Origin of the sequence: Halomonas sp. PBN3, from assembly GCF_000475415.1 — a bacterium.
Classification (GTDB): Bacteria; Pseudomonadota; Gammaproteobacteria; order Pseudomonadales; family Halomonadaceae; genus Halomonas; species Halomonas shengliensis.
Window position 1 is genome coordinate 51,217 of the sequence record NZ_AXCA01000112.1, and the last position, 25,486, is coordinate 76,702.

24 protein-coding genes are annotated in these 25,486 nt (G+C 63.5%); 17 read left to right on the plus strand and 7 right to left on the minus strand.

All coding sequences use genetic code 11. The annotated features are described in order from the left end of the window. Positions 1 to 12: 12 nt before the first annotated feature. The 3 genes from Q673_RS24250 to Q673_RS24260 form a co-directional block, all read right to left on the minus strand. Positions 13 to 1,263, minus strand: a complete 1,251-nt coding sequence (locus Q673_RS24250) for a sarcosine oxidase subunit beta family protein (protein WP_023005256.1) — start codon at positions 1,261 to 1,263, stop codon at positions 13 to 15. Between the two features lie 50 nt (positions 1,264 to 1,313). Beyond that, a complete protein-coding gene (gene glyA, locus Q673_RS24255) occupies positions 1,314 to 2,615 on the minus strand; it encodes a serine hydroxymethyltransferase (RefSeq protein WP_023005257.1) in 1,302 nt (433 codons plus the stop codon). Between the two features lie 194 nt (positions 2,616 to 2,809). Continuing rightward, the gene (locus tag Q673_RS24260) at positions 2,810 to 4,270 is read right to left on the minus strand and encodes a sodium:solute symporter family protein (RefSeq protein WP_023005258.1); all 1,461 of its coding nucleotides are present in this window, start codon (positions 4,268 to 4,270) and stop codon (positions 2,810 to 2,812) included. Positions 4,271 to 4,532: 262 nt separating this feature from the next. On the opposite strand from Q673_RS24260, the gene Q673_RS24265 reads away from it, so the two are divergent. After that, positions 4,533 to 5,396 carry a LysR family transcriptional regulator gene (locus Q673_RS24265; RefSeq protein ID WP_023005260.1) on the plus strand — a complete coding sequence of 288 codons (864 nt, stop codon included), beginning with the start codon at positions 4,533 to 4,535 and terminating at the stop codon, positions 5,394 to 5,396. A 127-nt stretch (positions 5,397 to 5,523) separates the two neighbouring features. On the opposite strand, the gene Q673_RS24270 is transcribed toward Q673_RS24265, so the two are convergent. The 3 genes from Q673_RS24270 to Q673_RS24280 all read right to left on the minus strand — a co-directional run bounded on the left by Q673_RS24270 (position 5,524) and on the right by Q673_RS24280 (position 9,331). Then, entirely contained in the window at positions 5,524 to 7,212 is a 1,689-nt protein-coding gene (locus Q673_RS24270) for a BCCT family transporter (RefSeq protein ID WP_023005261.1), read from the minus strand. 83 nt (positions 7,213 to 7,295) lie between these two features. Continuing rightward, entirely contained in the window at positions 7,296 to 8,054 is a 759-nt protein-coding gene (locus tag Q673_RS24275) for a creatininase (protein ID WP_023005262.1), read from the minus strand. A 68-nt stretch (positions 8,055 to 8,122) separates the two neighbouring features. Continuing rightward, positions 8,123 to 9,331: a M24 family metallopeptidase gene (locus Q673_RS24280; protein WP_023005263.1), complete on the minus strand. Its 1,209-nt coding sequence runs from the start codon at positions 9,329 to 9,331 to the stop codon at positions 8,123 to 8,125. A 350-nt stretch (positions 9,332 to 9,681) separates the two neighbouring features. Between Q673_RS24280 and Q673_RS24285 the strand changes: the two genes are divergently transcribed. From Q673_RS24285 to Q673_RS24300, 4 genes are read left to right on the plus strand one after another with little or no spacing between them, the layout of a single operon-like run. Continuing rightward, positions 9,682 to 10,614 (plus strand): 3-keto-5-aminohexanoate cleavage protein, encoded by a 933-nt coding sequence (locus Q673_RS24285; RefSeq protein ID WP_023005264.1) that lies wholly within the window; start codon positions 9,682 to 9,684, stop codon positions 10,612 to 10,614. Beyond that, entirely contained in the window at positions 10,611 to 11,567 is a 957-nt protein-coding gene (locus Q673_RS24290; protein WP_023005265.1) for an L-carnitine dehydrogenase, read from the plus strand. The genes Q673_RS24285 and Q673_RS24290 overlap by 4 nt, the downstream gene beginning before the upstream one ends. Then, the gene (locus tag Q673_RS24295) at positions 11,567 to 12,031 is read left to right on the plus strand and encodes a thioesterase family protein (protein ID WP_023005266.1); all 465 of its coding nucleotides are present in this window, start codon (positions 11,567 to 11,569) and stop codon (positions 12,029 to 12,031) included. The genes Q673_RS24290 and Q673_RS24295 overlap by 1 nt, the downstream gene beginning before the upstream one ends. Position 12,032: 1 nt before the next feature. Further along, the gene (locus tag Q673_RS24300; RefSeq protein ID WP_023005267.1) at positions 12,033 to 12,866 is read left to right on the plus strand and encodes an alpha/beta hydrolase; all 834 of its coding nucleotides are present in this window, start codon (positions 12,033 to 12,035) and stop codon (positions 12,864 to 12,866) included. On the opposite strand, the gene Q673_RS24305 is transcribed toward Q673_RS24300, so the two are convergent. After that, on the minus strand, positions 12,857 to 13,789 hold the full coding sequence (locus Q673_RS24305; RefSeq protein WP_023005268.1) for an ABC transporter substrate-binding protein: 933 nt from the start codon (positions 13,787 to 13,789) through the stop codon (positions 12,857 to 12,859). The genes Q673_RS24300 and Q673_RS24305 overlap by 10 nt on opposite strands. A gap of 193 nt (positions 13,790 to 13,982) precedes the next feature. Here Q673_RS24305 and cofG point away from each other — a divergent pair, with 193 nt between their 5' ends. The 12 genes from cofG to Q673_RS24350 all read left to right on the plus strand — a co-directional run bounded on the left by cofG (position 13,983) and on the right by Q673_RS24350 (position 25,470). After that, a complete protein-coding gene (cofG, locus tag Q673_RS0118200) occupies positions 13,983 to 15,212 on the plus strand; it encodes a 7,8-didemethyl-8-hydroxy-5-deazariboflavin synthase CofG (RefSeq protein WP_235048489.1) in 1,230 nt (409 codons plus the stop codon). Between the two features lie 29 nt (positions 15,213 to 15,241). Next, on the plus strand, positions 15,242 to 16,441 hold the full coding sequence (gene cofH / locus Q673_RS0118205; protein ID WP_081711989.1) for a 5-amino-6-(D-ribitylamino)uracil--L-tyrosine 4-hydroxyphenyl transferase CofH: 1,200 nt from the start codon (positions 15,242 to 15,244) through the stop codon (positions 16,439 to 16,441). Then, positions 16,438 to 17,403, plus strand: a complete 966-nt coding sequence (gene cofD, locus Q673_RS24310) for a 2-phospho-L-lactate transferase (RefSeq protein ID WP_023005272.1) — start codon at positions 16,438 to 16,440, stop codon at positions 17,401 to 17,403. The genes cofH and cofD overlap by 4 nt, the downstream gene beginning before the upstream one ends. Further along, the gene (gene cofC, locus Q673_RS0118210) at positions 17,400 to 18,101 is read left to right on the plus strand and encodes a 2-phospho-L-lactate guanylyltransferase (protein WP_023005273.1); all 702 of its coding nucleotides are present in this window, start codon (positions 17,400 to 17,402) and stop codon (positions 18,099 to 18,101) included. Before cofD ends, cofC begins: the two co-directional genes overlap by 4 nt. Beyond that, the gene (gene cofE, locus Q673_RS24315; protein ID WP_200861398.1) at positions 18,038 to 18,877 is read left to right on the plus strand and encodes a coenzyme F420-0:L-glutamate ligase; all 840 of its coding nucleotides are present in this window, start codon (positions 18,038 to 18,040) and stop codon (positions 18,875 to 18,877) included. The genes cofC and cofE overlap by 64 nt, the downstream gene beginning before the upstream one ends. After that, complete coding sequence (gene npdG, locus Q673_RS24320; RefSeq protein WP_023005275.1) at positions 18,874 to 19,539, plus strand: NADPH-dependent F420 reductase; 666 nt, start codon at positions 18,874 to 18,876, stop codon at positions 19,537 to 19,539. The genes cofE and npdG overlap by 4 nt, the downstream gene beginning before the upstream one ends. A 53-nt stretch (positions 19,540 to 19,592) precedes the next feature. Continuing rightward, on the plus strand, positions 19,593 to 20,597 hold the full coding sequence (locus Q673_RS24325) for a TIGR03842 family LLM class F420-dependent oxidoreductase (protein WP_023005276.1): 1,005 nt from the start codon (positions 19,593 to 19,595) through the stop codon (positions 20,595 to 20,597). Between the two features lie 127 nt (positions 20,598 to 20,724). Continuing rightward, positions 20,725 to 21,957 (plus strand): Zn-dependent hydrolase, encoded by a 1,233-nt coding sequence (locus Q673_RS24330; RefSeq protein ID WP_023005277.1) that lies wholly within the window; start codon positions 20,725 to 20,727, stop codon positions 21,955 to 21,957. Between the two features lie 31 nt (positions 21,958 to 21,988). Further along, complete coding sequence (locus Q673_RS24335; RefSeq protein ID WP_043524507.1) at positions 21,989 to 23,152, plus strand: Re/Si-specific NAD(P)(+) transhydrogenase subunit alpha; 1,164 nt, start codon at positions 21,989 to 21,991, stop codon at positions 23,150 to 23,152. Then, a complete protein-coding gene (locus Q673_RS24340; protein WP_023005279.1) occupies positions 23,152 to 23,436 on the plus strand; it encodes an NAD(P) transhydrogenase subunit alpha in 285 nt (94 codons plus the stop codon). The genes Q673_RS24335 and Q673_RS24340 overlap by 1 nt, the downstream gene beginning before the upstream one ends. 6 nt (positions 23,437 to 23,442) lie before the next feature. Beyond that, on the plus strand, positions 23,443 to 24,837 hold the full coding sequence (locus Q673_RS24345) for an NAD(P)(+) transhydrogenase (Re/Si-specific) subunit beta (RefSeq protein WP_031217819.1): 1,395 nt from the start codon (positions 23,443 to 23,445) through the stop codon (positions 24,835 to 24,837). A gap of 123 nt (positions 24,838 to 24,960) precedes the next feature. Further along, the gene (locus tag Q673_RS24350) at positions 24,961 to 25,470 is read left to right on the plus strand and encodes an outer membrane protein OmpK (RefSeq protein WP_031217820.1); all 510 of its coding nucleotides are present in this window, start codon (positions 24,961 to 24,963) and stop codon (positions 25,468 to 25,470) included. Positions 25,471 to 25,486 lie beyond the last annotated feature (16 nt).

Genomic DNA, 25,486 nt, shown 5'->3' on the forward strand with positions numbered 1-25,486 from the left:
GGTGATGCCTCCTTAGTGGGCGACGCCGGCCGCGCCGTGCTCGTCGACCAGAGCCCCGGTGTGGAAACGGTCGATGGAGAACGGGGCCGCGAGGGGATGGGCCTGGTTCTTGGCCAGGGTCCAGGCGAAGACGTTCCCGGAGCCCGGGGTGGCCTTGAAGCCGCCGGTACCCCAGCCGCAGTTGAAGAAGAGCCCCTTCACCGGCGTGGCGGAGAGGATCGGACAGGCGTCCGGGCAGGTGTCGACGATGCCACCCCACTGCCGGTTCATGCGCACCCGCGAGAAGATCGGGAACATCTCGACGATGGCCTGCAGGGTGTGCTCCACGGTGGGGTAGCTGCCGCGCTGGCCGTAGCCGTTGTAGCCGTCGATGCCGGCGCCGATCACCAGGTCACCCTTGTCGGTCTGGCTGATGTAGCCGTGCACGTGGTTCGACATCACCACGGTATCCAGCACCGGTTTGAGCGGCTCGGAGACCAGCGCCTGCAGCGGATGGGACTCCAGCGGCAGCTTGAAGCCGGCCATCTTCGCCAGCACCCCGGAGTTGCCCGCCGCCACGCAGCCCACGGTCTTGGCCTCGATGTCGCCGCGGTTGGTGTGCACCCCGTAGACGCGGCCGTCGCGGATCTTGAAGCCGGTGACCTCGGTGTTCTGCAGGATATCCACACCCAGGGCATCGGCGGCCCGGGCGAAGCCCCAGGCCACGGCGTCGTGGCGCGCCACGCCGGCCCGCGGCTGCCAGGAGGCACCGAGGATCGGGTAGCGGGCGTTCTTCGAGCAGTCCATGATCGGCACGATCTCCTGGATCTCCTCGGGGGTGAGCACCACGCTGTCGATGCCGTTCAGGCGGTTGGCGTTGACCCGGCGCTGGACGTCGCGCATGTCCTGCAGGGTGTGGGCCAGGTTCATCACGCCGCGCTGGGAGAACATGACGTTGTAGTTGAGGTCCTGGGAGAGCCCCTCCCACAGCTTCATGGAGTGCTCGTAGAGCGCCGCGGCCTCGTCCCACAGGTAGTTGGAGCGCACGATCGTCGTATTACGCGCGGTGTTGCCGCCGCCCAGCCAGCCCTTCTCCACCACGGCGACGTTCTTCACGCCGTGCTCCTTGGCCAGGTAATAGGCGGTGGCCAGGCCGTGACCGCCGCCACCGACGATGATCACGTCGTACTGCTTCTTCGGCGTGGGATTGCGCCACTGGCGCTCCCAGTTCTCGTGGTGGCTCAGCGCATGCTTGGCCAGCCCGAAGCCTGAATAGCGTTGCATCTTCTTCCTCCTCGGCCGGCCCCGCGCGGCGGGGCCGATCCTTTGCGGGTTCAGGCGGTAGCGGCTTCGCGTACCGCGGCCGGAGTGGCGTCGCCATAGACCGGATGGCGCTCGCAGAGGGCGGCCACCTTCTCGCGCACCTCGGTCTCCACGGCATCGGTGTTACCCTGCTCGGCCAGCACATCGAGGATGTCGCAGATCCAGCCCGCCAGCTCGGCGCATTCGCCCTCGTCGAAGCCTCGAGTGGTGACCGCCGGGGTGCCGATGCGCAGCCCGGAGGTGACGAAGGGGCTCTGCGGGTCGTTGGGCACGGCGTTCTTGTTGACGGTGATATGGGCACGGCCGAGTGCTGCATCGGCATCCTTGCCGGTGACCCCCTGCTTGATCAGCGAGACCAGGAAGAGGTGGTCGTCGGTGCCGCCGGAGACGACGTCATAGCCGCGCTCCAGGAAGACCCCTGCCATGGCGCGGGCGTTGTCGATGACGCGCCGCTGGTACTGCACGAACTCCTGGCTCATGGCCTCCTTGAAGGCCACCGCCTTGGCGGCGATGACGTGCATCAGCGGGCCGCCCTGCTGGCCCGGGAAGACCGCACCATTGAGCTTCTTGTAGAGGTCGGCGTCGCCGGCGGCGGAGAGGATCAGGCCACCACGCGGGCCGCGCAGGGTCTTGTGGGTGGTGGTGGTCACCACGTGGGCGTGGGGCAGCGGGCTCGGATAGTGGCCGGCGGCCACCAGGCCGGCCACGTGGGCCATGTCGACCATCAGCCAGGCGCCTACCTCATCGGCGATGGTGCGGAAGCGGCGCCAGTCGACGACGCGGGCATAGGCGGAGAACCCGGCGATGATCAGCTTGGGCTTGTGGCTCCTGGCCAGGCGCTCGACCTCGGCGTAGTCGATCTCGCCGGTCTCCGGATTCAGGCCGTACTGCACGGCGTGGTAGTGCTTGCCGGAGAAGTTCGGCGCCGCGCCGTGGGTCAGGTGGCCGCCGTGGGCCAGGCTCATGCCCAGCACGGTGTCACCAGGCTTGACCAGCGCCATGAAGGCCGCGGCGTTGGCCTGGGCGCCGGAGTGGGGCTGGACGTTGGCGTAGTCGGCGCCGAACAGGTCGCAGGCCCGATCGATAGCCAGCTGCTCGACCACGTCGACGTGCTCGCAGCCGCCGTAATAGCGCTTGCCCGGGTAGCCCTCGGCGTACTTGTTGGTCAGCTGGGTGCCCTGAGCCTCCATCACCGCACGGCTGGCGTAGTTCTCGGAGGCGATCAGCTCGACGTGGGCCTCCTGGCGGGCCACCTCGTCGGCGATGGCGGCGGCGATCTGGGCATCGTAGCGGGTGAGAGAGGCGTGATTCATGGAGGACTCCTGTCTTTGTTGGTTGTCGATAAACACCCCATGCCTGCAATCTATTTTCGATGGCGGCCAAGGACCAATTAGAAGGGCAAATGCCGGGATTTGATGGGAGCCGGGGTGAGTTAAGGATGAGAAAGCCCCATAACGACCACGCCCGCAGTCTCCTGCGGGCGTGGTCCTGGTTGAGGTGGTCGTCATCAACGAGCCAGTCGTGGCTGGTAGGATCGCCGCCGGGTCATCAGCGACACCCCCACGTAGCAGGCCGACGACATAGCACAACCGGTCAAAGGCCCGATCAGCCAGCCCACATCGGCGAACAGCATCATGTAGCCGCTGGTAAAGAAGCCCACCAGCATCGCGGAAAGTGCGCCCCAGCCGCTGCCCTGCCAGAAGGTGGAGATAAACACCGGCCCGATCATGCTGGCCAGCAGGGTGCCGGAACCCAGGATGCCCAGCCAAGAGAGCATGAAGGGCGGGGCGTAGAGCATCATCAACAGGGCCACCACGCCTAGCACCACCACCGCCAGACGGTTGATCATCAGTGCGGTGCGCTCCCTGGCCACCGGGCCAAACAGCGACAGTCGCAGGTCATGGGAGGTCGCCGACGCCACCGTGTGCAGCAGCGAGTTGCCCGTGGACTTCATGGCGAAGATGATGAACAGCGTGATGACGCCCTGGATGGCCGGGTGCATGAACCGCTCCAGATAGACCGGCATCGCCATGTCGGGGTCGGCCAGGTCCGGCACCTGCATCCGCACGTAGAGGCCGACGATAGGAATCAGGCTCAGCAGTGCCCCGAGGATCGCCACATAGACGCCGACCTTGTGCAGCTTGACGTCGGGCTTCATGGCCAGGAAACGAATCGCCATGTAGGGCAGTACCGCGGCGAACAGGAAGGCGTAGGGCAGCACTAGGAAGACGGTGCCGATGGAGTCGCCGTAGTGGGCCCCGGTGGTCGGGTTAAGCAGTTCCGGGTCGATGGCGTTGAGGGAGGTCTCCCAGGTCCCCAGATCCACCGAGGTGAAGATCTGGATCATGATGATCACCGCGGCCAGGGCCATGCCGCAGACCATCACCGTATCGGTCCAGGCTACCGCGGCCAGGCCACCCAGCATGGTATAGATGATGATCACCGACACCATCAGGAAGGCGCTCTGGTTGAGCTCGATGCCCAGCCAGCTGGCACCCAGCAGGCCCACCGCCTTGATCTGGCTGGTCAGGAAGACCAGCAGCAGCAGGATGGTGATGAATCCCGCAACCCCCTGCAGCACACGCCCCATGGCACCACCGCCATGGCTCTGGGCGATATACTCGGGGATGGTGTTGCTGCCCATCTCGACCGCCCGGCGCTGCAGGAAGCGCGCGAAGTAGAGCACGGCGATCATCATCGCCGGGGCGAAGAAGAAGTTGCCCAGCACCTCGATGGCACCGAACTGATAGGTCACCCCAGGGGAGCCCATGAAGCCCCAGCCGCTGAAACCGGTGGCGACGATGGTGCCGGCGGCCACAAAGGCGCCAAGGGAGCGCCCGGCCACGAGAAATCCTCCCTCGTCGTTCTTGTTCATGTATTTTGAGGAGAGGAAACCGAGGTAGATCAACAGGCCGAAGGTGAGGATCAGCAGCCCCCAGTTGAACATCCGGTAGGCATCCATGATCATTTCCTCTCCTGTTGGCCCGTTGCCTTGCTCTTCAGCTCCCTGCGGAGGTAGGCGGCACCAGAGTGAATTAGCATATAGCAAGTCAATATTAGAAAAGTGGTCAATACCCAGGAATCCATCCGCTTATCCTCTTGTTGTTGATTTGTCGTTATTGGAGTGAATCGCTGCTTCTATGGAGCAGCATTTCCAAGGTATTTTCCGATCTTCAAGGGCGCCAATTTGTATGACTGATGCCCTGATCAAATAATGAAATGGCCCCACGATGACCAACATCCCTACCGACCTGCTGAGGACCTTCGTCACCATCAAGGACCTGGGCGGCTTCACCAGCGCCGGCGAGCTGCTGGGGCGCTCGCAGCCGGCCATCAGCCTGCAGGTAAAGAAGCTGGAGGAGATCCTCGGCACCAAGATCTTCCTCAGGGGCTCCAGCCTGGAGCTGACCGAGAATGGCGAGTACCTCTACCGAGCGGCCAGGCAGATGCTGGAGATCAATGACCAGATCATCGCCAAGGTAAGAGGCGACAACATTTCGGGAAAGGTGCGCCTGGGCATCCCCAACGACTTCGAGCTGGCCTTCCTGGCCAAGGCGTTGAGGAACCTGTCGCGGGTCTACCCCAACATCATCGTCGAGGTGGAGTGCGAGATCAGCAAGGTGATCCTCCAGCGCTACCAGAAGGGACATTACGACATCGCCCTGGCCATGGAGCGTGCCAAGGAAAACGAGGAGAGGGACTCCCGGGACTACCGGCTCGAGAGCCTCGAGTGGGTCTTCAAGGAGGGCCACCAGACGAGCTGTGACGACGAGCCGATCCCGCTGATCGCCTACCCCCAGGGCTGCGTCTATCGCTCGATCATGGAGGAGGCACTGCAGGCCCAGCAGCACCCCTACCGCTTCATGTACACCAGCACCAGTCTGCTGGGCATCTTCTCCGCCGTGGAGGAGGGGCTCGGCATCACCGCCATGGCCAGCTCCGTGATCCCCGACCATCTGCGGCATGCCGAGAGCACGGCCACCCTGCCCGCCCTGGAGCGCGTCTGCATCGGCCTCTACTACAAGGAGCCCGAGCTCAACATCGCCTCGCGCCATGTGCTGGACTTCCTGAGGTCCGGGATCGCCAACCTTTAGCGGCGTCCCGCACGACGCAAGCGGGCCTGCCGGTCAGGAGGATGACCGGCAGGCCCGCTTACGTTGGAGGCTCGCGTTCGATGCACCAGTATCGAACGCGGCCCCTGGTGGTTGACGGCCTTGGCCGTCAGGTGCCCGACACGCTGGGCTTCAGGTTGTCGCCGGAGACCGCCTGGACCTCGCCCTCGCCGTCGACCTCGAGCTTCACGTTGGGGTCGGGGTCGTTGACCACCTTCTCGAGCTCCCTGACCGCCCGGTCCCGGTTGAGGAGGCGGCGGATGGTGTTGACGATCATCAGCAGGATCACGATCGAGAAGGGGAAGGCGCCGATGATGGTGCCGGTCTGGACCGTGTCGACCACCCCGCTACCGCCGAGGGTCAGCAGCACCGTGGCCACCGCGCCGATGCTGAGCACCAACACCACCCGAAACCAGGCACCGGCGCGCTTGGGCGCCGAGACGAAGTCCGCCAGGGCGTAGGTGCCGGCATCCAGGGAGGTCACGTAGTAGGTGGCCACCAGCACCGTCGCCACCACCAGCAGCAGGCTACCCACCATCGGGATGGATTCCAGCATGGCGAAGAGACCGCTGGCGACATCCGCGTTCACCGCATCGGTGATGCCGCGCCCGCTCTTGTCGTCGTAGTAGATCGCCGCGGAACCCAGCACGCCGATCCACAGCATGACGATTAGCGAGGGAATGACGGTGACGCCGATGACGAACTCGCGCAGGGTGCGGCCCCGGGAGATGCGGGCGATGAAGCCGGCCACGAAGGGCGAGAAGGCGATCACCCAGCACCAGATGAACACAGTCCACCAGCCGTTCCAGCTCTGCTGCCAGGAGACCAGCGGCTCGGCGGTGCTGGGCGCGTCCGTCCAGAAGCTCATCGGCACGAAGTTGGCGAAGTAGGAGCCGAAGGTCTGGGTGATGTTGGAGATGATGAACAGCGTGGGGCCGAAGATGAAGGCGGCCACCACCAGCACCACGCTCAGTATGGAGTTGGTCTCGCTGATCAGGCGCATCCCCTTGCTGATGCCGAAGAAGGCCGAGATCGCCGCGGCGGTGCCGAGGCCCACGATGACGAACAGCCAGATGGTGGGTCCGGAGCTCACCCCGGTGAAGGACGTCAGGCCCGCGGTGAACTGCATGGCGGCGAAGGCGAAGGAGGTGGAGAGCCCCAGGATGGTGGCCATGATCGCCAGCAGCTCCACCACCACGCCGGCACCACCCCGCGCCCAGCGCGGCAGCAGGTCCACCGTCGCCTCGCGGAAGGTCAGGGTCTTGCCCAGGTTGTGGTGGGAGTAGGCGAGACACACCGCGACCACGCAGTACATGGCCCAGGCGGTAAAGCCCCAGTGGAAATAGGCCCAGACGATGCCACCGCCCGCCACGTTGCCTTCCATCGCCTCGAAGACCGGGCTCTGGTCACGCAGCATGATCGGCTCGGCCACCGACCAGAAGATCAGGCCGATGCCCTGGCCGCAGGCGAAGAGCATCGAGTACCAGGCGAAATTGCTGTATTCGGCCTTCGCCTTGGGGCCGCCCAGCCGGACGCGGCTGCCCACCTTGCTGAACACCAACCAGCCACAGACCGCCACGGCGAACAGCGAGTAGAGGATGAACAGCCAGGTGAAGCCGCCGGTGACGTAGGTGCGCAGGTCGAAGATGACCGAGGCGACGCCATCGGGATTGCGGAGCACCATCACGATCAGCGCGATGATGGCGATGGGCGGGGCAAACTGGATGACCAGTCGCCCGAAGGGAGGCAGGTCTCGCCCCGTGAATCGGGGGACCGCTACCGGTTCTTTTCTAGGCATCGTGACACCTCACTATTGTTGTACTTGGCATCATCCCTGACATCTCGGACCCCGAGGGCCTCTCGGGGCGTCTGGCCAGCGACTCAATTCAAGTGCGCTACGATTCCCGATATGCACTCTTCCAGGATCATCTCTCCCTTCTCGGCGGTGGCCTTCACGGGAGAGGAGAGGGTGCCGGAGGGCGCCACCCAGCTTGGATCGGGCGGGAAGACGTCGTAGGGCGGGAAGCTGGCGGGCTCGACGTCCACGGCCTTGGACATGTCGACGAGCTCGGGATGAATCTTCAGCATGATCGAGGTCTCCAGCACCCCGCCATGCTCCACGGCCCAGCCGGTGAAGCCGTCCGGGAACACCTTGGCGATGGTCTCCTCGCTGATGAAATCCCAGTAGGAGAGCAGGTAGATCCGGATCGAGATCCCCTCCGCCCGGCACTTGTTGACCAGCCTGTCGGCGGCCTCGCAGAGATGCATGGAGTTCTCGAAGTGGCCGTTGATCAGGATGAATTCACGGTTGCCGTGATTCACGTAGGCCTGCAGCACATCGAAGACGTAGTTCTCCAGCGAGGCCCCCGACACGCAGGTCGTTCCGGGGAAGAAGTTGCCGCCGCCGGACTTCACCTGTGACTTGTAGCCATAGCTGATGGGTGGGGCGACCAGCATGTTGTCGCCGCGCGACGCCACCTGTTCACCGATATGGCTGGGAATGAGCACATCGGGATTGAGCGACATGTGCGGGCCATGCTGCTCGATGGCCCCGACCGGCAGAATGATCCGGCATCGTCCCTCCTCGGTGAGCGCCTGGTAGGTCATCCAGTCCAGGTTCTCTATCTTGACACTGCTCATCTCGTTACTCCCGGTACGCTATCGTCAAGAAAGGGGGGAGCCAAGCTCCCCCCTTTATATTCAATGTGTTACTTGATGATATTGTGCTCCGGGCCGTACGGGAAGCCGGTGATGTTCTCGGCCCCATGCTCGTTGAGCACCAGGATATCGTGCTCCCGGTAGCCGCCAGCGCCCGGCTGGCCTTCCGGCACCATGATCATCGGCTCCATGGAGACCACCATGTTGGGCTCGAGAACGGTCTCGATATCCTCGCGCAGCTCGAGGCCCGCCTCGCGACCGTAGTAGTGGCTCAGGGTGCCGAAGGAGTGGCCGTAGCCGAAGGTGCGGTACTGCAGCAAGTCGTGCTTGGCGAAGATCTCGTTGAGCTCGTGGGCGATGTCGCAGCAGCGCACGCCGGGCTTGATCAGCTCCTGGCCACGGCGGTGGACCTCGCAGTTCACCTCCCACAGCCGCAGGTGCTCGTCGGAGGCGTGGCCCAGGAACAGGGTGCGCTCCAGGGCGGTGTAGTAGCCGGAGATCATCGGGAAGGTGTTGAGGCTGAGGATATCGCCGGGCTGCACGCGGCGGCTGGTCACCGGGTTGTGGGCACCGTCGGTGTTGATGCCGGACTGGAACCACACCCAGGTATCCATCAGCTCGCTGTTGGGATAGGTCTTAGCGATCTCGCGCACCATGGCGGCCTGACCGGCCAGCGAGACCTCATACTCCGGCACCCCGGCATGGATGGCATCGCGCACGGCCACGCCGCCCACGTCGGCGATGCGCGCGCCCTGGCGGATCAGTGCGATCTCCTCGTCGGACTTGATCATGCGCATCTTCATGGTGGGCGCGCCGGCATCGACCAGCTCCACGTCGCCCAGCACATCGACCAACTTCTGCTTGTTCTGCAGCGTCATGTGGTCGAACTCGACCCCGACGCGCCGCTTACCCTCGCACAGCTGCTTGACGGCCTTGAAGAAGTTGTCCTTCTGCCAGTCGGTGTAGACGATGTTGTCGCCCAGGCGGTTGCGGCGATAGGGCTGGCCGCCGTCGATGTTGGCGGTCACCGTGGTGAAGCGATCCTGGGTCACCACCAGGCCGTAGTCGCGGCCGAACTTGCAGTAGACGAAGTCACTGAAGTAGTTGATGTTGTGGTAGGAAGTCAGCACCACCGCATCGACGTCGTTCTGCGCCATGTAGTCGCGCAGGCGGGCCAGGCGGCCCTGCATCTCGGCGTCGGAGAAGGTCGGCGTGACCTTGTCGCCGTTGGGAATCTCGATCAGTGACGGCAGTTTCATGTTGTTGTCTCCTCTGGGTCCGTGGGATCGACTCACCAGCCGGGTGCCTGCGGCCCTCTCGGTGTCGGCCGCCGTTCCCCTTCGCGTGTCTGTCTTGTGTCGACTGCTGGTGATTCGACTATGGCCAGAGGCACTCCGCGCGACCAATGACTAGTGCAAATGCCGCCATTGGTGGTCGAAATAGTCAATATATACAAGAAGTTGAAAGAATCTTTCCCAGGAAGTGACATTCTGGTCAAGGCGCCCTAATGCCGCTTTTTGCACACAATGCGTCGTTTTATGCCAGACACTCCCTCCGCTTCTTCCCCACACTGCTCCTGACATCCGCCACCCGTTCCTCAGGAGCCGACATGAACCGCAACGTCATCCTCACCTGCGCCGTCACCGGCGCCGGCGATACCACCGCCAAGAGCCCCCACGTGCCGGTCACGCCCAAGCAGATCGCCGACGACTGCATCGCGGCCGCCAGGGCGGGCGCCAGCGTGGCGCATATCCACGTGCGCGACCCCGAGACCGGTGGCATCAGCCACTCCGTCGAGCACTTCCGCGAGGTGATGCAGCGGGTGCGCGAGGCGGACGTCGACATCGTGATGAACATCACCGCCGGCGGCGGTGGCGACTGGATCCCCGATGCCGCGGACCCGACCCGTGGCGGCCCGGGCAGCGACATCCAGACCCCGCGCGAACGCCACGCGCCGGTGGGCGAGCTACTCCCGGAGCTCTGCACCCTGGACTGCGGCAGCCTCAACTTCGGCGACATGGTCTATGTGAACCCCGCCGACTGGCTGCGCGAGCACGCCCGGCTGGTGCAGGCCGCCGGCGTCAAGCCGGAGCTCGAGTGCTTCGACCTGGGCCACGTCTGGTTCGCCCGTCAACTGCAGCAGGAGGGGCTGATCGACGGCGACCCGCTCTACCAGCTCTGCCTGGGCATCCCCTGGGGCGCCGAGGCGGACACCGAGACCCTGCTGGCGATGCGCAACAAGCTGCCGGATGACGCCCACTGGGCGGCCTTCGGCATCGGTCGCCACCAGATGCCCATGGCGGCCCAGGCGGTGCTGCTGGGCGGCCACGCCCGGGTCGGCCTGGAGGACAACCTCTACCTGGAGAAGGGGGTGCTGGCCACCAACGCCCAGCTGGTGGAGAAGGCCGCGAGCCTCTTCGAGAACCTCGGCGCCCGCGTCATGACCCCGGCCGAGACCCGCGCCCACCTGGGGCTGCGCGACCCGAACACCGGCCAGGTTGTCGAGAAAGCAGTCGAGACCGCCGCAGGGGGTGCAGCATGAGCCAGCAGCTCACCGTGATCGGCACCGGGGTGATCGGCAACGGCTGGATCGCCCGCGCCCTGGCCCGCGGCTGGGACGTGGTGGCCTTCGATCCGGCCCCGGATGCCGCCGAACGCACCCGCGCCTTCGTCGACAACGCCTGGGCCTCCCTCGAGCGCCTGGGCCTGGCCGAGGGTGCCAGCCCCGAGCGACTGACCTTCGTGGAGAGCCTGGAGACGGCCGTGGCGGGTGCCGACCTGATCCAGGAGAACGTGCCGGAGCGCCTGCCGCTCAAGCAGGAGATCCTCGCCGCCATCGATGCCGCCGCGGAAGAGCGCGTGGTCATCGGCTCGTCGACATCCGGCTTCAAGCCCAGCGACCTGCAGCAGGATTGCCCCCGGGCGCCGGGGCGGGTGATCGTCGCCCACCCCTTCAACCCGGTCTACCTGCTGCCGCTGGTGGAGCTGGTCGGCGGCGCGGCCACCGAGCCCGGCGAGATCGAGCATGCCCGAGAGCTCTACCAGGCACTCGAGATGCGCCCGCTGGTGGTGCGCCGGGAGATCGAGGGGCATATCGCCGACCGCCTGATGGAGGCGCTGTGGCGCGAGGCGCTGCACCTGGTCAACGATGGCGTGGCCACCACCGAAGAGATCGACGCCGCCGTGGTCTACGGCTGCGGCCTGCGCTGGTCGCTGATGGGCACCTTCCTCACCTTCCACCTGGCCGGCGGCGAGCAGGGCATGCGCCATATGCTCGAGCAGTTCGGCCCGGCGCTGAAGCTGCCCTGGACGAAACTGGAAGCCCCCGAGCTCACCGACACCCTGATCGACCGGGTGGTCGAGGGCTGCGAGCACCAGGCCGCCGGCCGCCCGGTGGCCGAGCTCGACCGTCGCCGCGACGACTTCCTGGTGGAGCTGCTCGACCTGGTGCAGAAGTACTGGCCCGAGGCCGAGGGCCTGGAGGGACGCATCTGATGGTGATCCTGGAGAGCCGCGTCGCCCCCGAGTGGGTCGACTACAACGGCCACATGAACGACGCCGAGTACGCCCGGGTCTTCTCCCTGGCACTCGAGGCGCTGATGGAGCGCATCGGGCTGGGTGCCGCCGGTCGCGCGCGCCACGGCGTTACGATCTACACCCTCGAGACCCACCTCTGCTATCGACGCGAGGCCCATGAGGGGCAGCCGCTGAGCGTGGCCCTGACCCTGCTGGATCGCGACGCCAAGCGGCTGCACGTCTTCCTCGAACTGCACGACGAGGAGGACAACCTGCTCGCCACCAGCGAGCAGATGCTGATGGGCATGGGCCAGGAGAGCGGCCGTCCGGCGCCCTTCCCCCCCGAGGTCGAGGCCATCATCGCCACGCTGCCCCACGCCGCGCCGGAGGCCTGGCCGGCACTCGCCGGGCGCACCATCGGCATTCGACGGACAGGCAAGTAGCATGGAGCTCGGCGACTTCATCGCCCGCTTCGAGGCCGGCCTGGCCAGCCTGGACGGCCTCGACTGGCCCGAGGCGCGTCGACGCTACGATGCGCTCTGCCACTCGTTCGCCCCGCCCGATCCCCCCGGCATGCGGATCACCGATGGGCGGATGAACGGGGTCGCGGTGCGCCGCTTCCTGCTGAGGGGTGCCCACCCCGGCCGGGTGCTCTTCCTGCATGGAGGCGGCTTCACCATCGGCTCGGTGCTCAGCCATCATGGCGTGGCGGCGAGCCTCGCCGGGCACCTGGGACGTGAGGTGGTCGGCGTCGACTACCGCCTGGCACCGGAGGCCGGCTATGCCGAGATGCTGGCCGAGTGTCTCGCCGTGGCCGCGGGTATCGACCCGCTCGCCGTGGTGGGCGACAGCGCCGGCGGGCGCCTGGCACTCGACCTGGCCGCCGAACTGTCCACACCTCCGATGCTGGGGCTGATCTATCCCCCTGTGGATGGAATCGATGCCGCGACCCTGGGGCCCTCCGCCCCGCTGCTCTCCCGGGACGAGGTGTTGGGCATCGCCGAGCACTGCCCCGGGGCACTCCCTGCCGGGGTGAGGGCAGGCATGCCTGCCGAGCGGCTGGAGGTGCTGGCGGTGGCCCAGGACCCGCTCACCTCGCCGCTGGAGGCGGCGGTGAAGCGCTGGCGCCGGGCCGGGGCCAGCGTCGGCTATCGCTGCGCGCCTGGCATGGTGCACGGTGCCCTGCACGCCCAGGCATGGATCCCCGAGATGCGCCACGCCTGGCAGGATTTCTGCCAGGCGTTGAAGGGGCGCCTCGAGGAGAAGGATTACCGATAGGCGGCGCGCACCGCCTCGATGGCCGACGTGCCGTCGCGCGCCTCGACACCCTCGAGCCAGCCGGCCACGGTATCGAGGTTCTCGCCGATCCATTCGCCGGCCACCTCGTCCGCCGGACGCTCCTCGTAGCTGTAGGCGTGGACCCAGGCGTTCTGGTCTTCGATCTCCACCACGTACTGCGACAGGAAGCGGTGCAGCTGCGGGTCCTCGTCGGCCAGGCTGGCCGGCACCACCGTCCACACCGTGCTCTCGATCTCGGCGATGCCGGCATCGTCGGCATCCTCCAGGTAGGCCAGATCGAAGCTGACGTTCATCCAGTGCGGCTCCCAGCCGACGAAGGTGACCCACTCGCCGTCGGCCATCTTGCGCTCGGCTTGGGCCAGCATGGCCGCCGTGGAGCTCTCGCGCAGGTCCCAGTCGCCTAACCCCGCCAGGTCCGCATCGATGGCCTCGAGGATGGCGGTATTGATGCCGGTGCCCGCCTCGATGCCCTGGATCTCGCCGTCGAACCGCTCGCGATGGGCGTCGAGGTCCGCCACCGAGGTCACACCGGCCTCGAAGACATACCGCGGCACCACCAGGCCGGAGTTGGCGCCGCGGATATTGGAGACCAGCTTCTCGACCTGGCCCGCCTCGACCAGCGGCTCGACCATATCGACCTGCACCGGGTACCAGCCCCCCAGGTAGACCTCCAGGTCGTCGCGGCTCAGTCCCTCGAGGATGACGCTCACCGCCAGGTCGTTCTGCCGTGTCTCGTAGCCCATCGCCTCCATCAGCTGGGCCGCCACCTCCGACTTCACCGTCACCCCCGGCCAGGGCGGCACGCCGAAGCGCACCTCATCGAGCTCGGCCATCGCCGGCCCTGCCAGCAGCAGCGGCATCAGGGCGGTGGAACGGATCAGGGTTCGGGGAAGTACACGCATCGGGCAGTCCTTCTGCAGGGAATGGACCTCCAGTCTGACCAGAATGGCGACACATGATTGTCACAGGGCGACACTAGAAAGGCGCAAAGCGACATGCTGGGTGACATCGCATTATCTGTACACACCAGCCGACCGCCAACGACGAGAATCACGCGGATAAAAGCAATATAAACAGACGCTTGCCTTAATCCGCATGCTCCGTCACGAAAAAATATTTGACCAAACGGAAAAATATGGCCTAGGGTATTTTTACCAGATGGTAAAAAGCGCACAACAACAACAGGAGCGCACGATCATGCTGACTCGCTCAGAAGCCATAGCGCTGAAGGCAGTGCCCAGTCATGACTTGGAAAAATATTCCGAGCATGCTTCAAAAGTTCGTGATGCACACTGGGGCAAGACCCTGACTTACTCGCGAAAAGTCTTTGTCCCGTTGACTAACATGTGTCGTGACGAATGCGGATACTGCACGTTCGTCAAGAAACCAGGATCACCCGACGCTCGCATCATGACCCCGGATGAAGTCATGACAGTGGTCAGAGAAGGCGAAAGGCTCGGTTGTAAAGAAGTACTCTTCAGCCTTGGTGAGAAGCCTGAGCAGCGCTACCCGGAGGCTAAAGAAGCCTTGGAGCGGCTTGGCCATACCAGCATGATTGAGTATCTCATAGAAATGTGTCAGCGCGTGTTGGAAGAGACCTCTCTGCTACCCCACGTCAACGCCGGCACCTTGACTGATGAGGAAATCGCTCGCCTAAAACCCGTCAGTGTAAGCATGGGAATGATGCTGGAAAATATCAGCCGTCGCCTGCTTCAGCGTGGTGAAGCCCACTACGCTTGCCCTGACAAAGTTCCCGTACAACGCCTACGCACTCTGGAGAGGGCGGGACGACATGGCGTTCCCTTCACCACAGGTATCCTGATCGGTATCGGGGAGACATGGGAAGAGAGAGTAGACAGCCTGCTTGCCATCAATGCCCAGCATCGACATTACGGCCATGTTCAGGAAGTTATTGTCCAGAACTTTCGTGCCAAGCCAGGAACCGCCATGGCCAATCACCCGGAGCCTGACCTGGAAGACATGGTCCGCACCCTGATACTTGCGCGGCTACTGCTGCACCCGTCTATCAGTCTCCAGGCGCCTCCCAACCTGGAATCTCGTTTCCCATCTTACATAAGTGCCGGTATCAATGATTGGGGCGGCATCTCCCCGTTAACCATTGACCACATCAATCCAGAACGCGCCTGGCCACAGATCGATGCCCTGCGTGAGGCCACGGCGAAGTGTGGGTATGGCCTGGAAGAGCGATTGGCAATCTACCCCCGCTACCTGCAGTCACCCGAACACTTCATAACCTCCCCTCTCGCCGCACGCCTTGATGAGATATCACGCGAAGATGGGTTGGCACTGCAGCAGTGCGGCTGAAAACACATACAACTCAAGAGAGGCTCACAATGACAACACCACTTAGCGCTCTTGCTCGACAGCCAGCCGAGCTGGCCAGCCACCGAGTCGGTCTAAAAACCCGTCGGATTTTAGAGGGTGTCTTGGGCGGAAAGGAGCTCAGTGAAATTGATGCCATTCACCTTTTCCAAACAGAAAATGCAGATCTTGATGCACTGACAGCAACCGCTGACGAACTGCGTCGACGCCGAGTAGGGGACGATGCAACTTTTGTTATCACTCGCAACATCAACTACACCAATGTCTGCTACATGGGGTGTCGATTTTGCAATTTCGCCAAGCGAAAAAGCGACCCAGATGCGGAGTTCTTCGACCTCGACGAAATCGTTCGCCGGGCCCAGGAAGCCTGGGACAGGGGCGCCACTGAAGTCTGCATCCAGGGCGGCTTGCACCCGAATATTCCAGGACACTTCTATCGAGACATTCTAAAGGCAATCAAGTCCGTCCTACCGGACATGCATATTCACGCATTCTCTCCATTCGAGATCTGGTTCGGCGCCCAAAAGAGCCGCCTCTCCTATCGCGATTTTATTCGCGACCTTATTGATAATGGACTAGGGTCCATGCCGGGCACAGCGGCAGAGATTCTGGATACCGAGGTACGTAAGCAGCTGACCCGGGACAAGCTGACCACCGACCAGTGGGTGGAGATCATCACCACGGCCCATGAAGAGGGGTTGCGCACCACCTCAACCATCATGTACGGCCATATCGATGGCCCCGAGCACTGGGCCGCACACCTGGGCCTGCTCAGGGATATCCAGAAGCGCACCGGCGGCTTCACCGAGTTCGTCCCCCTAGGATTCGTCCACTACAAGACCCCCTTGTTCCTGGAGCATGACGGCGTCCGCCCGGGCCCCACCCGACTCGAGCATATCCGCATGCACGCCGTGGCGCGTCTGATGCTGGATGGCTGGATCGACAACATTCAAGCCTCCTGGGTCAAGCTAGGACCGGAGCTGGCGCGTCAGATGCTCTCGGCCGGGGTTAATGACCTAGGCGGTACTCTGATGAACGAGAGCATCTCCCGTGCCGCCGGGGGGGAGCACGGCCAGGAGATGCTTCCCGAACAGATGGCGCAGATGATTCGCACCATGGGACGCCGCCCGGTGCGACGCAATACCCTTTACCAGCATGTGGAAACGTTCGATGAGCCAGTCCTGAGACGGGCTGCCGGAGGCATGGCATGAGTCCCCGCATCACCCTGCTGGCGGGCGGCGTGGGCGGCGCCAAGCTGGCTGAAGGGCTGGCGAGCCTCTGCCATCCCGAGAGACTGTCGATCATCGGTAACGTCGGCGACGACCAGGAGTTTCACGGCCTTTGGGTCTCGCCGGACATCGACACCCTGACCTACAGCCTGGCCGACCGGATCGACCGCCGGCAGGGCTGGGGGCTGGCCGACGAGAGCCACCGGGTGCTAGCAGGCCTTGAGCGCTTTGGCTGCGATACCTGGATGTCGCTGGGCGATCAGGATATCGCGACGCACATCTACCGCACCCAGCTGCGGCGCCAGGGCGTACGCCCCAGCACCATCGCTCAGAGTATCGCCGCCTCGCTGGGCGTGACACCTAACCTGCTGCTGCCTACGGATGATGTCTTGCAGACACGATTGAGAACGGACCAAGGATGGCTGGCCTTCCAGGAGTATTTCGTGAGGGAGCGCTGCCGTCCCGAGGTACGCGAAGTGCGCTTCGAGGGAGCCAGCGAGGCCCGTCCAACGCCCGAGGCTCTGGCGGCCATCGAGAGAGCCGACATTCTGCTGATCGCACCCAGCAACCCCGTAGTCAGTATCGCTCCGATCCTCGCCGTCCCGGGGATCCGCCAGGCTCTCTCAGTCACTGGCGCCACGCGCATCGCGGTCTCTCCGCTGATCGGCGGACGTACCGTCAAGGGGCCTGCCGATCGCATGCTGGCCGCCATGGGCTACCCCTGCAGCAGCCTGGGAGTTGCTGCCAGCTATGCGGGAGTGATCGATGGCCTGGTCATCGATGCCAGTGATGAGGGCGACCGCCCGGCTCTAGAGGCAGAGGGGCTGCAAGTCATGACCACAACCACCCTGATGACCTGCGCCGAGGAGAAGACCCGCCTGGCCGAGGAAACCCTCGCCTTCGCCGGCTCGCTTCGACGGGAGCGTGAGGAGACCAAGGCATGACTGGCACGCCGCTGATCGTCATCCCGGTGAAGGACTTCGGCCTGGCCAAGAGCCGATTGGGCCAGAGACTATCACCGGACCGCCGCTCGGCGCTGGCCCGTCGGTTGTGTGAGCGCACCCTGCGCTTTCTCGCTCGCCACCTCCCCGAGCACGATCGACTGGTGGTCACGGCCTCTCCAATGATTGCCCGGTTGGCCCGTCGTCATGGCGCCAGCGTGCTCGTGGAGCCCGCCGCCGACGGTCTTTCGGTCGCGGCACAGCGTGCCGCCGAGTGGTCCCGTGCCAGGGGCTATACGGCCCAGCTGCTGCTCCCCGCGGATATCGTTCAGCTGGATGAAGGGGAGATTCGCCGCCTGCTGGCACAGCAGGGGGAGGGCCCGGGTGTCACGATCTGCCCGGCCGACGATGGAGGCACCAATGCTCTACTGACCTCCCCCCCCGACGCCTTGACATTCCGCTTTGGCCCCGACTCTTCCATGGCACACCAGGAAGAGGCCCTCAAGCAGGGTCTTCCCTGCCGCGTGCTGGCGCTGAAACAGCTGAGTTTCGACCTGGATACCCCCACGGATCTCAACACCCTGGATGCGCTGATCAGGGGAAACGGCGGCGAGACGCCGCAGGAGCTGAAAACGCTATGGAAACTGTGCATGACACCCACCGAAATGACCCCCTGGGCGGCCTGGCTGACGACGCCGTGAGCCTGGCGGACAGCGTTTCCCTGCGCCCCCTGCCGGGCATTCCCGATATCCAGCCTGGCGATGACCTGGCCGCTGTGATGATCGAGGCCCTGAGGGAGCACGACATGACACTGCGTGATGGCGACATCCTGGTGGTCGCACACAAGGTGATCTCCAAGGCCGAGGGCCGAGTGGTCGCCCTGGCAGATATCACACCGGGGGCCGAGGCCGAGGCGCTGGCCGACCAGGTCAACAAGGATCCCCGCAAGGTGCAGGCCATCCTGAACGAATCCACCCGGGTCGTCCGCGCCGTCAAGCGACCCGACCAGGAGGAGGGCACTCTGATCGCCGAGCACCGACTGGGCTTCATCTGCGCCAACGCCGCCGTGGATGAGTCCAACGTCGGCGCCGAAGAGACCATCATCCTGCTGCCAGTTGACCCCGATGCCAGCGCCCGCCGCCTGTGCGAGCGGCTGGAAGACGCTTTCGGCGTCCGCCTGGGCATCGTGGTCACCGACACCTTTGGCCGCCCTTGGCGCATGGGCCTGGTCAATGTGGCCATCGGTCTGGCCCGTGTGCCGGCCCGCATCGACATGGCAGGCGAGCGCGATGCCTTTGGCCGCGTGCTCTCGGTGACCATGCCCGCCCTGGCCGACGAACTGGCGGCCGCCTCGGGGCTGGTCATGGGCAAGAGCGACAAGACGCCGGTCGTACTGTTTCGCGGTATCGACTGGCAACCGTGCAAGAGTTCAGCGAACGAGCTGATAAGACCCCAACAAGAGGACCTGTTCCGATGAGCATTGCAATCCTTGGTGGTACCGGCCCTCAGGGCCGCGGACTGGCGTTGCGCTTCGCCCGCGCCGGCACTCCCGTGATTCTCGGCTCCCGCGACGGCGACCGCGCCCAGGGCATCGCCGACGAGCTCAACACCCAGCTGGATGGGGCTGCCACCATCAGCGGCCAAAGCCTGCGCGACGCCGTGGTGGCGGCAGAGGAGATGGTAATCCTGGCCGTTCCCTATAGCGCCCATGACGCCACCCTCGAGGCTATTAGCGACTTGCTACCTGGCAAGATCCTGATCGACATCGTGGTACCGCTGGCTGATGGAGATCCCAAGCGCGTCGAGATGCCCGCCGCAGGTTCAGCCACCGAGGCTGCCCAAGCACTGCTGGGCGAGGAGATTCCGGTTGTAGGCGCCTTGCACAACGTTTCCGCTGCCACGCTCAATCAGCTGGACCACGCCATCAACTGCGACGTTCTGGTGTGCGGCAACGACTTGGCAGCCAAGGAAAAGGTCATCGAACTGATTCGTCAGTTGAAAGTTGAGGCCTACAATGCGGGCCCTGCAATCAACGCACGTTGCATAGAGGCCATCACCCCGATTCTGATACGTCTCAACATTTCCAAGAAGGTTCCCTTTACCCATGCGGGTATTCGTATCTGGGCACCTGACGCCTGAGATACACCATCACTGTGTCAACGACCAACAAGCATAATCAAGGAGAATGACTCATGGAATTCGGTATCTGTTTCAAAGGTTTTGTCACTCCGGATCGCGCCAGAAAACTAGTCAAGCAGGCCGAGGAAGCTGGTTTCGACTATTGCTGGTTCTACGACTCCCACATCCTCTGGCGTGAATGCTATCCAGCCATCGCCATGTGCATGGAGCACACTACCAGGATGCGTTTCGCTCCCTGCGTGACTAATCCGAACGCACGAGACTGGTCGCTAGCCGCCAGCTTATTCGGCAGCCTGGCTAAGCAGAGTGGAGGCCGCTTCGATATCGGCCTCGGCCGCGGCGACAGTTCGGTTCGGGTCATGGGTAAGAAACCTGCACCGCTGGCACGTGTTGCAGAGTTCACACAAAAGGTCAAGGCAATGATCCGTGGTGAGGAGGTCCACTATGGAGAATGCCCGGAACCCGTCAAGTTCCCCTGGGCCGATGGATACGAACTGCCCGTGCATATTGGCGCCTATGGCCCCAAGGCACTGAAAACCGCAGGTGAGGTAGGCGATGGTGTCATCCTCCAGATCGGTGATACCTACTTGGTCGAATGGCTTGGCAAGCAGGCAACCAAGGCCGGGGAAGACGCGGGTAGAGACATGAGCGACTATAAAGTAATCGTCGCAGCCCCCGCCTACTTCGGCGACAAGGAGTCATGTATCGAGGCAACCAAATGGTTCCCGGCTATGGTGGGCAATCACGTGGCCGATATCGTGGAGAAGTATGGTACCGACAGCGGTCTCGTGCCGAAGAGCCTGACTGACTACATCGAGAAGCGAAAGGGCTACGATTACTCCAAGCACGGCCAGAGTGACAACCCCTACCTCGACTTTATTACGCCAGAAATTGTGGAAAGCTTCTGTGTTCTCGGACAGCCGGAAGATCATGTCGCCAAGCTAAAGGACCTGCAGGAGGCAGGCATGACCCATTTCAATATCTATCTGGATAATGGCGATGAGGAAAACATCATCGCTCAGTACGGAGAACATGTAATCCCCCGCTTCCGCGACTGATCGGAAACGCCGGTGGCACACTCGCCACCGGCAATTATCCACTAATTAATGATCGGGCCACTCAGAGAGCGGCCTAGGAACACTGTGTCTCAGATAAAGACGTCAGAACAAAACTAACGAGGAAAATATGAACGACATCAGGATCAACAAGCAGCGACTCTGGGACAGTCTGATGGAAATGGGTGAGATCGGCGGTACCGAGAAGGGAGGCTGTTGCCGGCTCGCACTGACAGACCTGGACAAGCAGGGCCGTGACCTCTTTGTCAAATGGTGCAAGGAGGCAGGTTGCAGCATCACTATCGATAAGATGGGCAATATCTTCGCCCGCCGGCCCGGTCAGGATGACTCCCTGCCCCCCGTGGCAATGGGCAGCCATCTGGACACCCAGCCCACGGGGGGGAAGTTCGACGGCGTCTATGGTGTGCTCGCCGGACTGGAAATCTTTCGTACCCTGAATGAGCAGGGCATCGAGACGAAGGCTCCTCTGGAAACTGTCGCCTGGACAAATGAAGAGGGCTCTCGCTTCCCACCAGCCATGGTGTCGTCGGGCGTCTTCGCCGGTGCCTTCGACCTGGAATACGGCCTTAGTCGGGCCGACCTTGATGGCAAGACCATGGGGGAAGAGCTGGAGCGAATCGGCTACGCCGGCGACGCCGAAGTCGGCAACCACCCCTTCAAGGCCTTCTTCGAGGCACATATCGAACAAGGCCCGATACTCGAGGACGAGGGCAAGCAGATTGGCGTGGTCACCGATGCCCAGGGCCAGCGCTGGTACGAGATCACCCTCACCGGCCAGGAGTCGCATGCCGGCCCCACGCCAATGCCCAGCCGCCGGGACGCTCTGGTGGGTGCAGCTCGCATCGTCGATCTGGTCAACCGCATCGGCATGGAGAACCAACCCAATGCCTGTGCCACTGTCGGCTTAATGCAGGTGTTCCCCAATTCTCGAAACGTCATCCCGGGTCAAGTTTTCTTTACAGTGGATTTTCGCCACCCCGATGCCCAGGTGCTGGAAAGGATGGATCAAGCATTGCGCGAGGGTGCTGCAAGAATCGCTGAGGACATCAAGCTGGGTATGGACTTCGAACAGATCTGGTATTCCCCCCCTGTACCCTTTGCCGAAGACTGCGTCACATCCGTAAGAAAAGCTGCCGAGGAGCTCTCCCTGACCCATCGAGAGATGGTTAGCGGGGCGGGACATGACGCTTGCTATATCGCGCGTGTGGCACCCACTTCCATGGTCTTTGTGCCATGCGAGAAGGGTATCAGCCATAACGAGCTCGAACGAGCCGATGCCGGTGACCTGGCAGCCGGTTGCAACGTCTTGCTCAAGGCGGTGCTGGAGCATGCCAACGCCTGATCGGGCACTCGACAACTTCGGGAGAACAACAATGCGACTTTCGGTAATGCGGGAGCGCTACCCTGGCGAGTCCAGGGTAGCCCTGACCCCCGCCAACGTAGCAACCCTGACCGGCCTCGGCTGCGAGGTGTTCGTGGAAACTGGCGCTGGCGACGCCGCCGGCTTCGCCAACGACGTCTATCGCGAGGCAGGCGCCGAGATTCTCGAAACACGTGCCCAGCTGCTCGACCAGAGCGAGATCGTCCTGTGCGTCGACGGCGCACACGAGGAGGCGCTGGCCGACCTGCGTGACGGCCACATCTGTATCGGCATGCTGGATCCCTTGAACAAGACCGAGCGGTTCCTCGGGCTGGCCAAACGCAACATCACAAGCCTGGCACTGGAGCTGGTGCCTCGCATCAGTCGCGCCCAGAGTATGGACGCGCTCTCTTCCATCGCCACCCTTGCCGGCTACAAGGCCGTGCTGCTGGCGGCCAGCCAGGCCCCCCGGATCTTCCCAATGATGATGACGGCGGCGGGCACGCTGAACCCGTCGCGTGTTTTCATCATGGGGGCCGGGGTCGCCGGTCTACAGGCGGCTGCCACCGCCAAGCGTCTGGGCGCCGTGGTGGAAGCCTATGACGTGCGCCCGGCAGCACGCGACCAGATCCTGTCCGTGGGCGCCAAGCCCATCGAGCTCGAACTGGACACCTCGTCCAGCGAGGGCCAGGGCGGCTATGCCAGCGAGCAGGATGACGACTTCCTGAGACGCCAACGAGAACAGATGGCCGACGTTCTGGCACAGCAGGATGTGGTGGTGACCACGGCGGCCATCCCCGGCGCCAAGGCCCCGATACTGATCACCGAAGAGATGGTGAAACGGATGAAACCGGGGGCGGTCATCGTCGACCTCGCCGCCGAGCGGGGCGGCAATTGCGAGCTGACCCAGGCCGGTGAAACGCTCGAGGCCTACGGTGTCACCATCATCGGCCCGACCAACATCGCGGCCAGCCTCCCTCACCATGCAAGCCAGATGTATGGCCGCAACATGGAGAACCTGCTGCGCCATCTGCTCGACGAGGAAGGCAAGCTGGCGCTCGACTTCGAGGACGAGATCCTCGACGAAACGGTAGTGACCCATGGCGGGGAAGTGCGCGCTGCGCGCATCCGCGAGCGCCTGGCCCCGGCCCCCACGCGTGAAGAGGAGACGGCCTGATGGACATGCTGATCATGCAGATATCGCTTTTCGTGCTGGCCGTCATCCTGGGGGTCGAGCTGATCACCAAGGTACCGGCCACGCTGCACACGCCGCTGATGTCGGGCAGCAACGCCATCTCCGGCATCACCCTGGTCGGGGCACTGCTGGCCGCCGGCTCCGGAGACGTCAGCGGAGTTTGGGTCTCCATCCTCGGCATGATCGCGGTCACTCTGGCCACCATCAATGTCGTGGGTGGTTTCCTGGTTACCAACCGCATGCTTCGCATGTTCCAAAAGAGGTGATGCGCGATGAGTCTGTCATTCGTAAATTTGTTCTATCTGGCCTCTGCGGTGCTGTTCATCGCGGGGATCAAGGGACTAACACGTCCTCGGACAGCGGTACGCGGCAACCTGCTGGCCGCCATCGGCATGCTGGTCGCGGTCATCGTGACCCTACTGGATAGGTCGATCCTCTCCTACGGCTGGATCCTGGCCGGTGTGCTCCTCGGCGGCACCATCGGCACTTTGCTGGCCACGCGCATCCAGATGACGGCGATGCCGCAGATGGTTGCCCTGCTCAACGGCTTCGGTGGGGGCGCCTCCCTCGCGGTGGCCCTGGCAAGCTTCCTGTCGACGAGCGGCCCCGTAGCCGCCACGGGAGCCATCGGCCTGCTCGCCATCGGCCTGACCGTACTCATCGGCGCAGTGACCCTGACCGGCAGTGCGGTGGCCTTCGGCAAGCTGCAAGAGCTGCTTCCCGGCAACCCCATGGGCTTCAAGGGCATCACGGTGTTCAATGCGGCCCTGCTCACCTGTGCTGTGGTGATCGTGGCCACACTCGCCAGCGGCAACACCAGCATCGGCTTGCTGCTGCTGCTGACCGCCATCGCTCTTGTACTGGGGGTGACGCTGGTCATCCCCATCGGCGGCGCCGACATGCCGGTGGTGATCGCGCTGCTCAATTCCTACTCCGGCATCGCCGCCGCCGCTGCCGGCTTCATCATGGGTAATACCGTGCTGATCGTATCCGGCGCCCTGGTGGGTGCCTCGGGGCTGATTCTGACACGCATCATGTGCGTGGCCATGAACCGCTCCCTGGCCGGGGTGCTGTTCGGCTCGCTCTCCGAGGAAAGCGGAGAGGGTATGGATGCCGACGAAGTGTATGCCGGCAAGGTGAAGTCCTCGTCCGCCGAAGAAGTCAGCATGCTGCTCGAAACCGCTCAGCGAGTGGTGATCGTGCCCGGCTTCGGACTGGCCATGGCCCAGGCGCAGCATGCCGTACGTGACTTGGCCGACACCCTGGAGCGGCGGGGCGTGGAAGTGATCTATGGCTTGCACCCCGTGGCCGGCCGCATGCCCGGGCACATGAACGTGCTGCTCGCCGAGGCCGAAGTGGAATACGACAAGATGCAGCCCATGGAACAGGTGAACCCGAGCTTCGCCCAGACTGACGTGGTCATCGTCATCGGAGCTAACGACGTCACCAACCCGATGGCGCGAGAGGACAAGGGCAGCCCGATCTACGGCATGCCGATCCTCGACGTCGATCAAGCTCGCACCGTCGTGGTGGTTAAGCGAAGCCTGAGCCCCGGTTTCGCCGGGCTGCCCAATCCGCTGTTCGCCAAGGACAACACCTTGATGCTTTTCGGTGACGGTAAGCAAGCAATTCTCGACCTGACAGGATCCTTGAACGAAGCGGCCTGAATTGTGGGTTCGGTATTACGGATTACCGACTCACTAAACTGGGGCCGTTAACCGGCCCCTTTTCCAGAGCACCTTGAGTCAACTCAAGGAAAACCCAAGACAATAACCAACAGAGAAATGCTGATGCGATTCTGCAAACCTATTACCACAATAATCTGCCTATCTATGGCAGGCATCACGACAGCACAAGCCGAGAAACTATTCTCAGACTCCAGCATCTCGTTGCTGCACAGCGACCAGTACGAGGCATTCGGGAGGGAACAGCAGGAGCATACATTCTTCACTTTCGAGAACGTAACTGCCCACGACTGGGGAGGCACCTTTTTCTTCATCGATGCCAACCAGGGGCGGGGCAGCGCTGAAGGACAGGATGACGTATATGGTGAGTTCTCACCAGAGCTCAGTCTGAGCTGGCTGAGTGGCCAACCACTCACGGCGGGTCCGTTACGCGACGTGTCGTTGGCGGCCACCTATGAGTTTGGAGGTGAGACCGACCTTAACAACTATCTGACCGGGATCAGTCTCTCCTGGGATGCCCCCGGTTTTCAGTACGTCAATACCGCCTTTTATCATGCCAACAACAGCAGCATTGACAACGACCTTCAGATGACGCTGACCTGGGGTGCTCCCTGAATCCGTGAGACCGGCC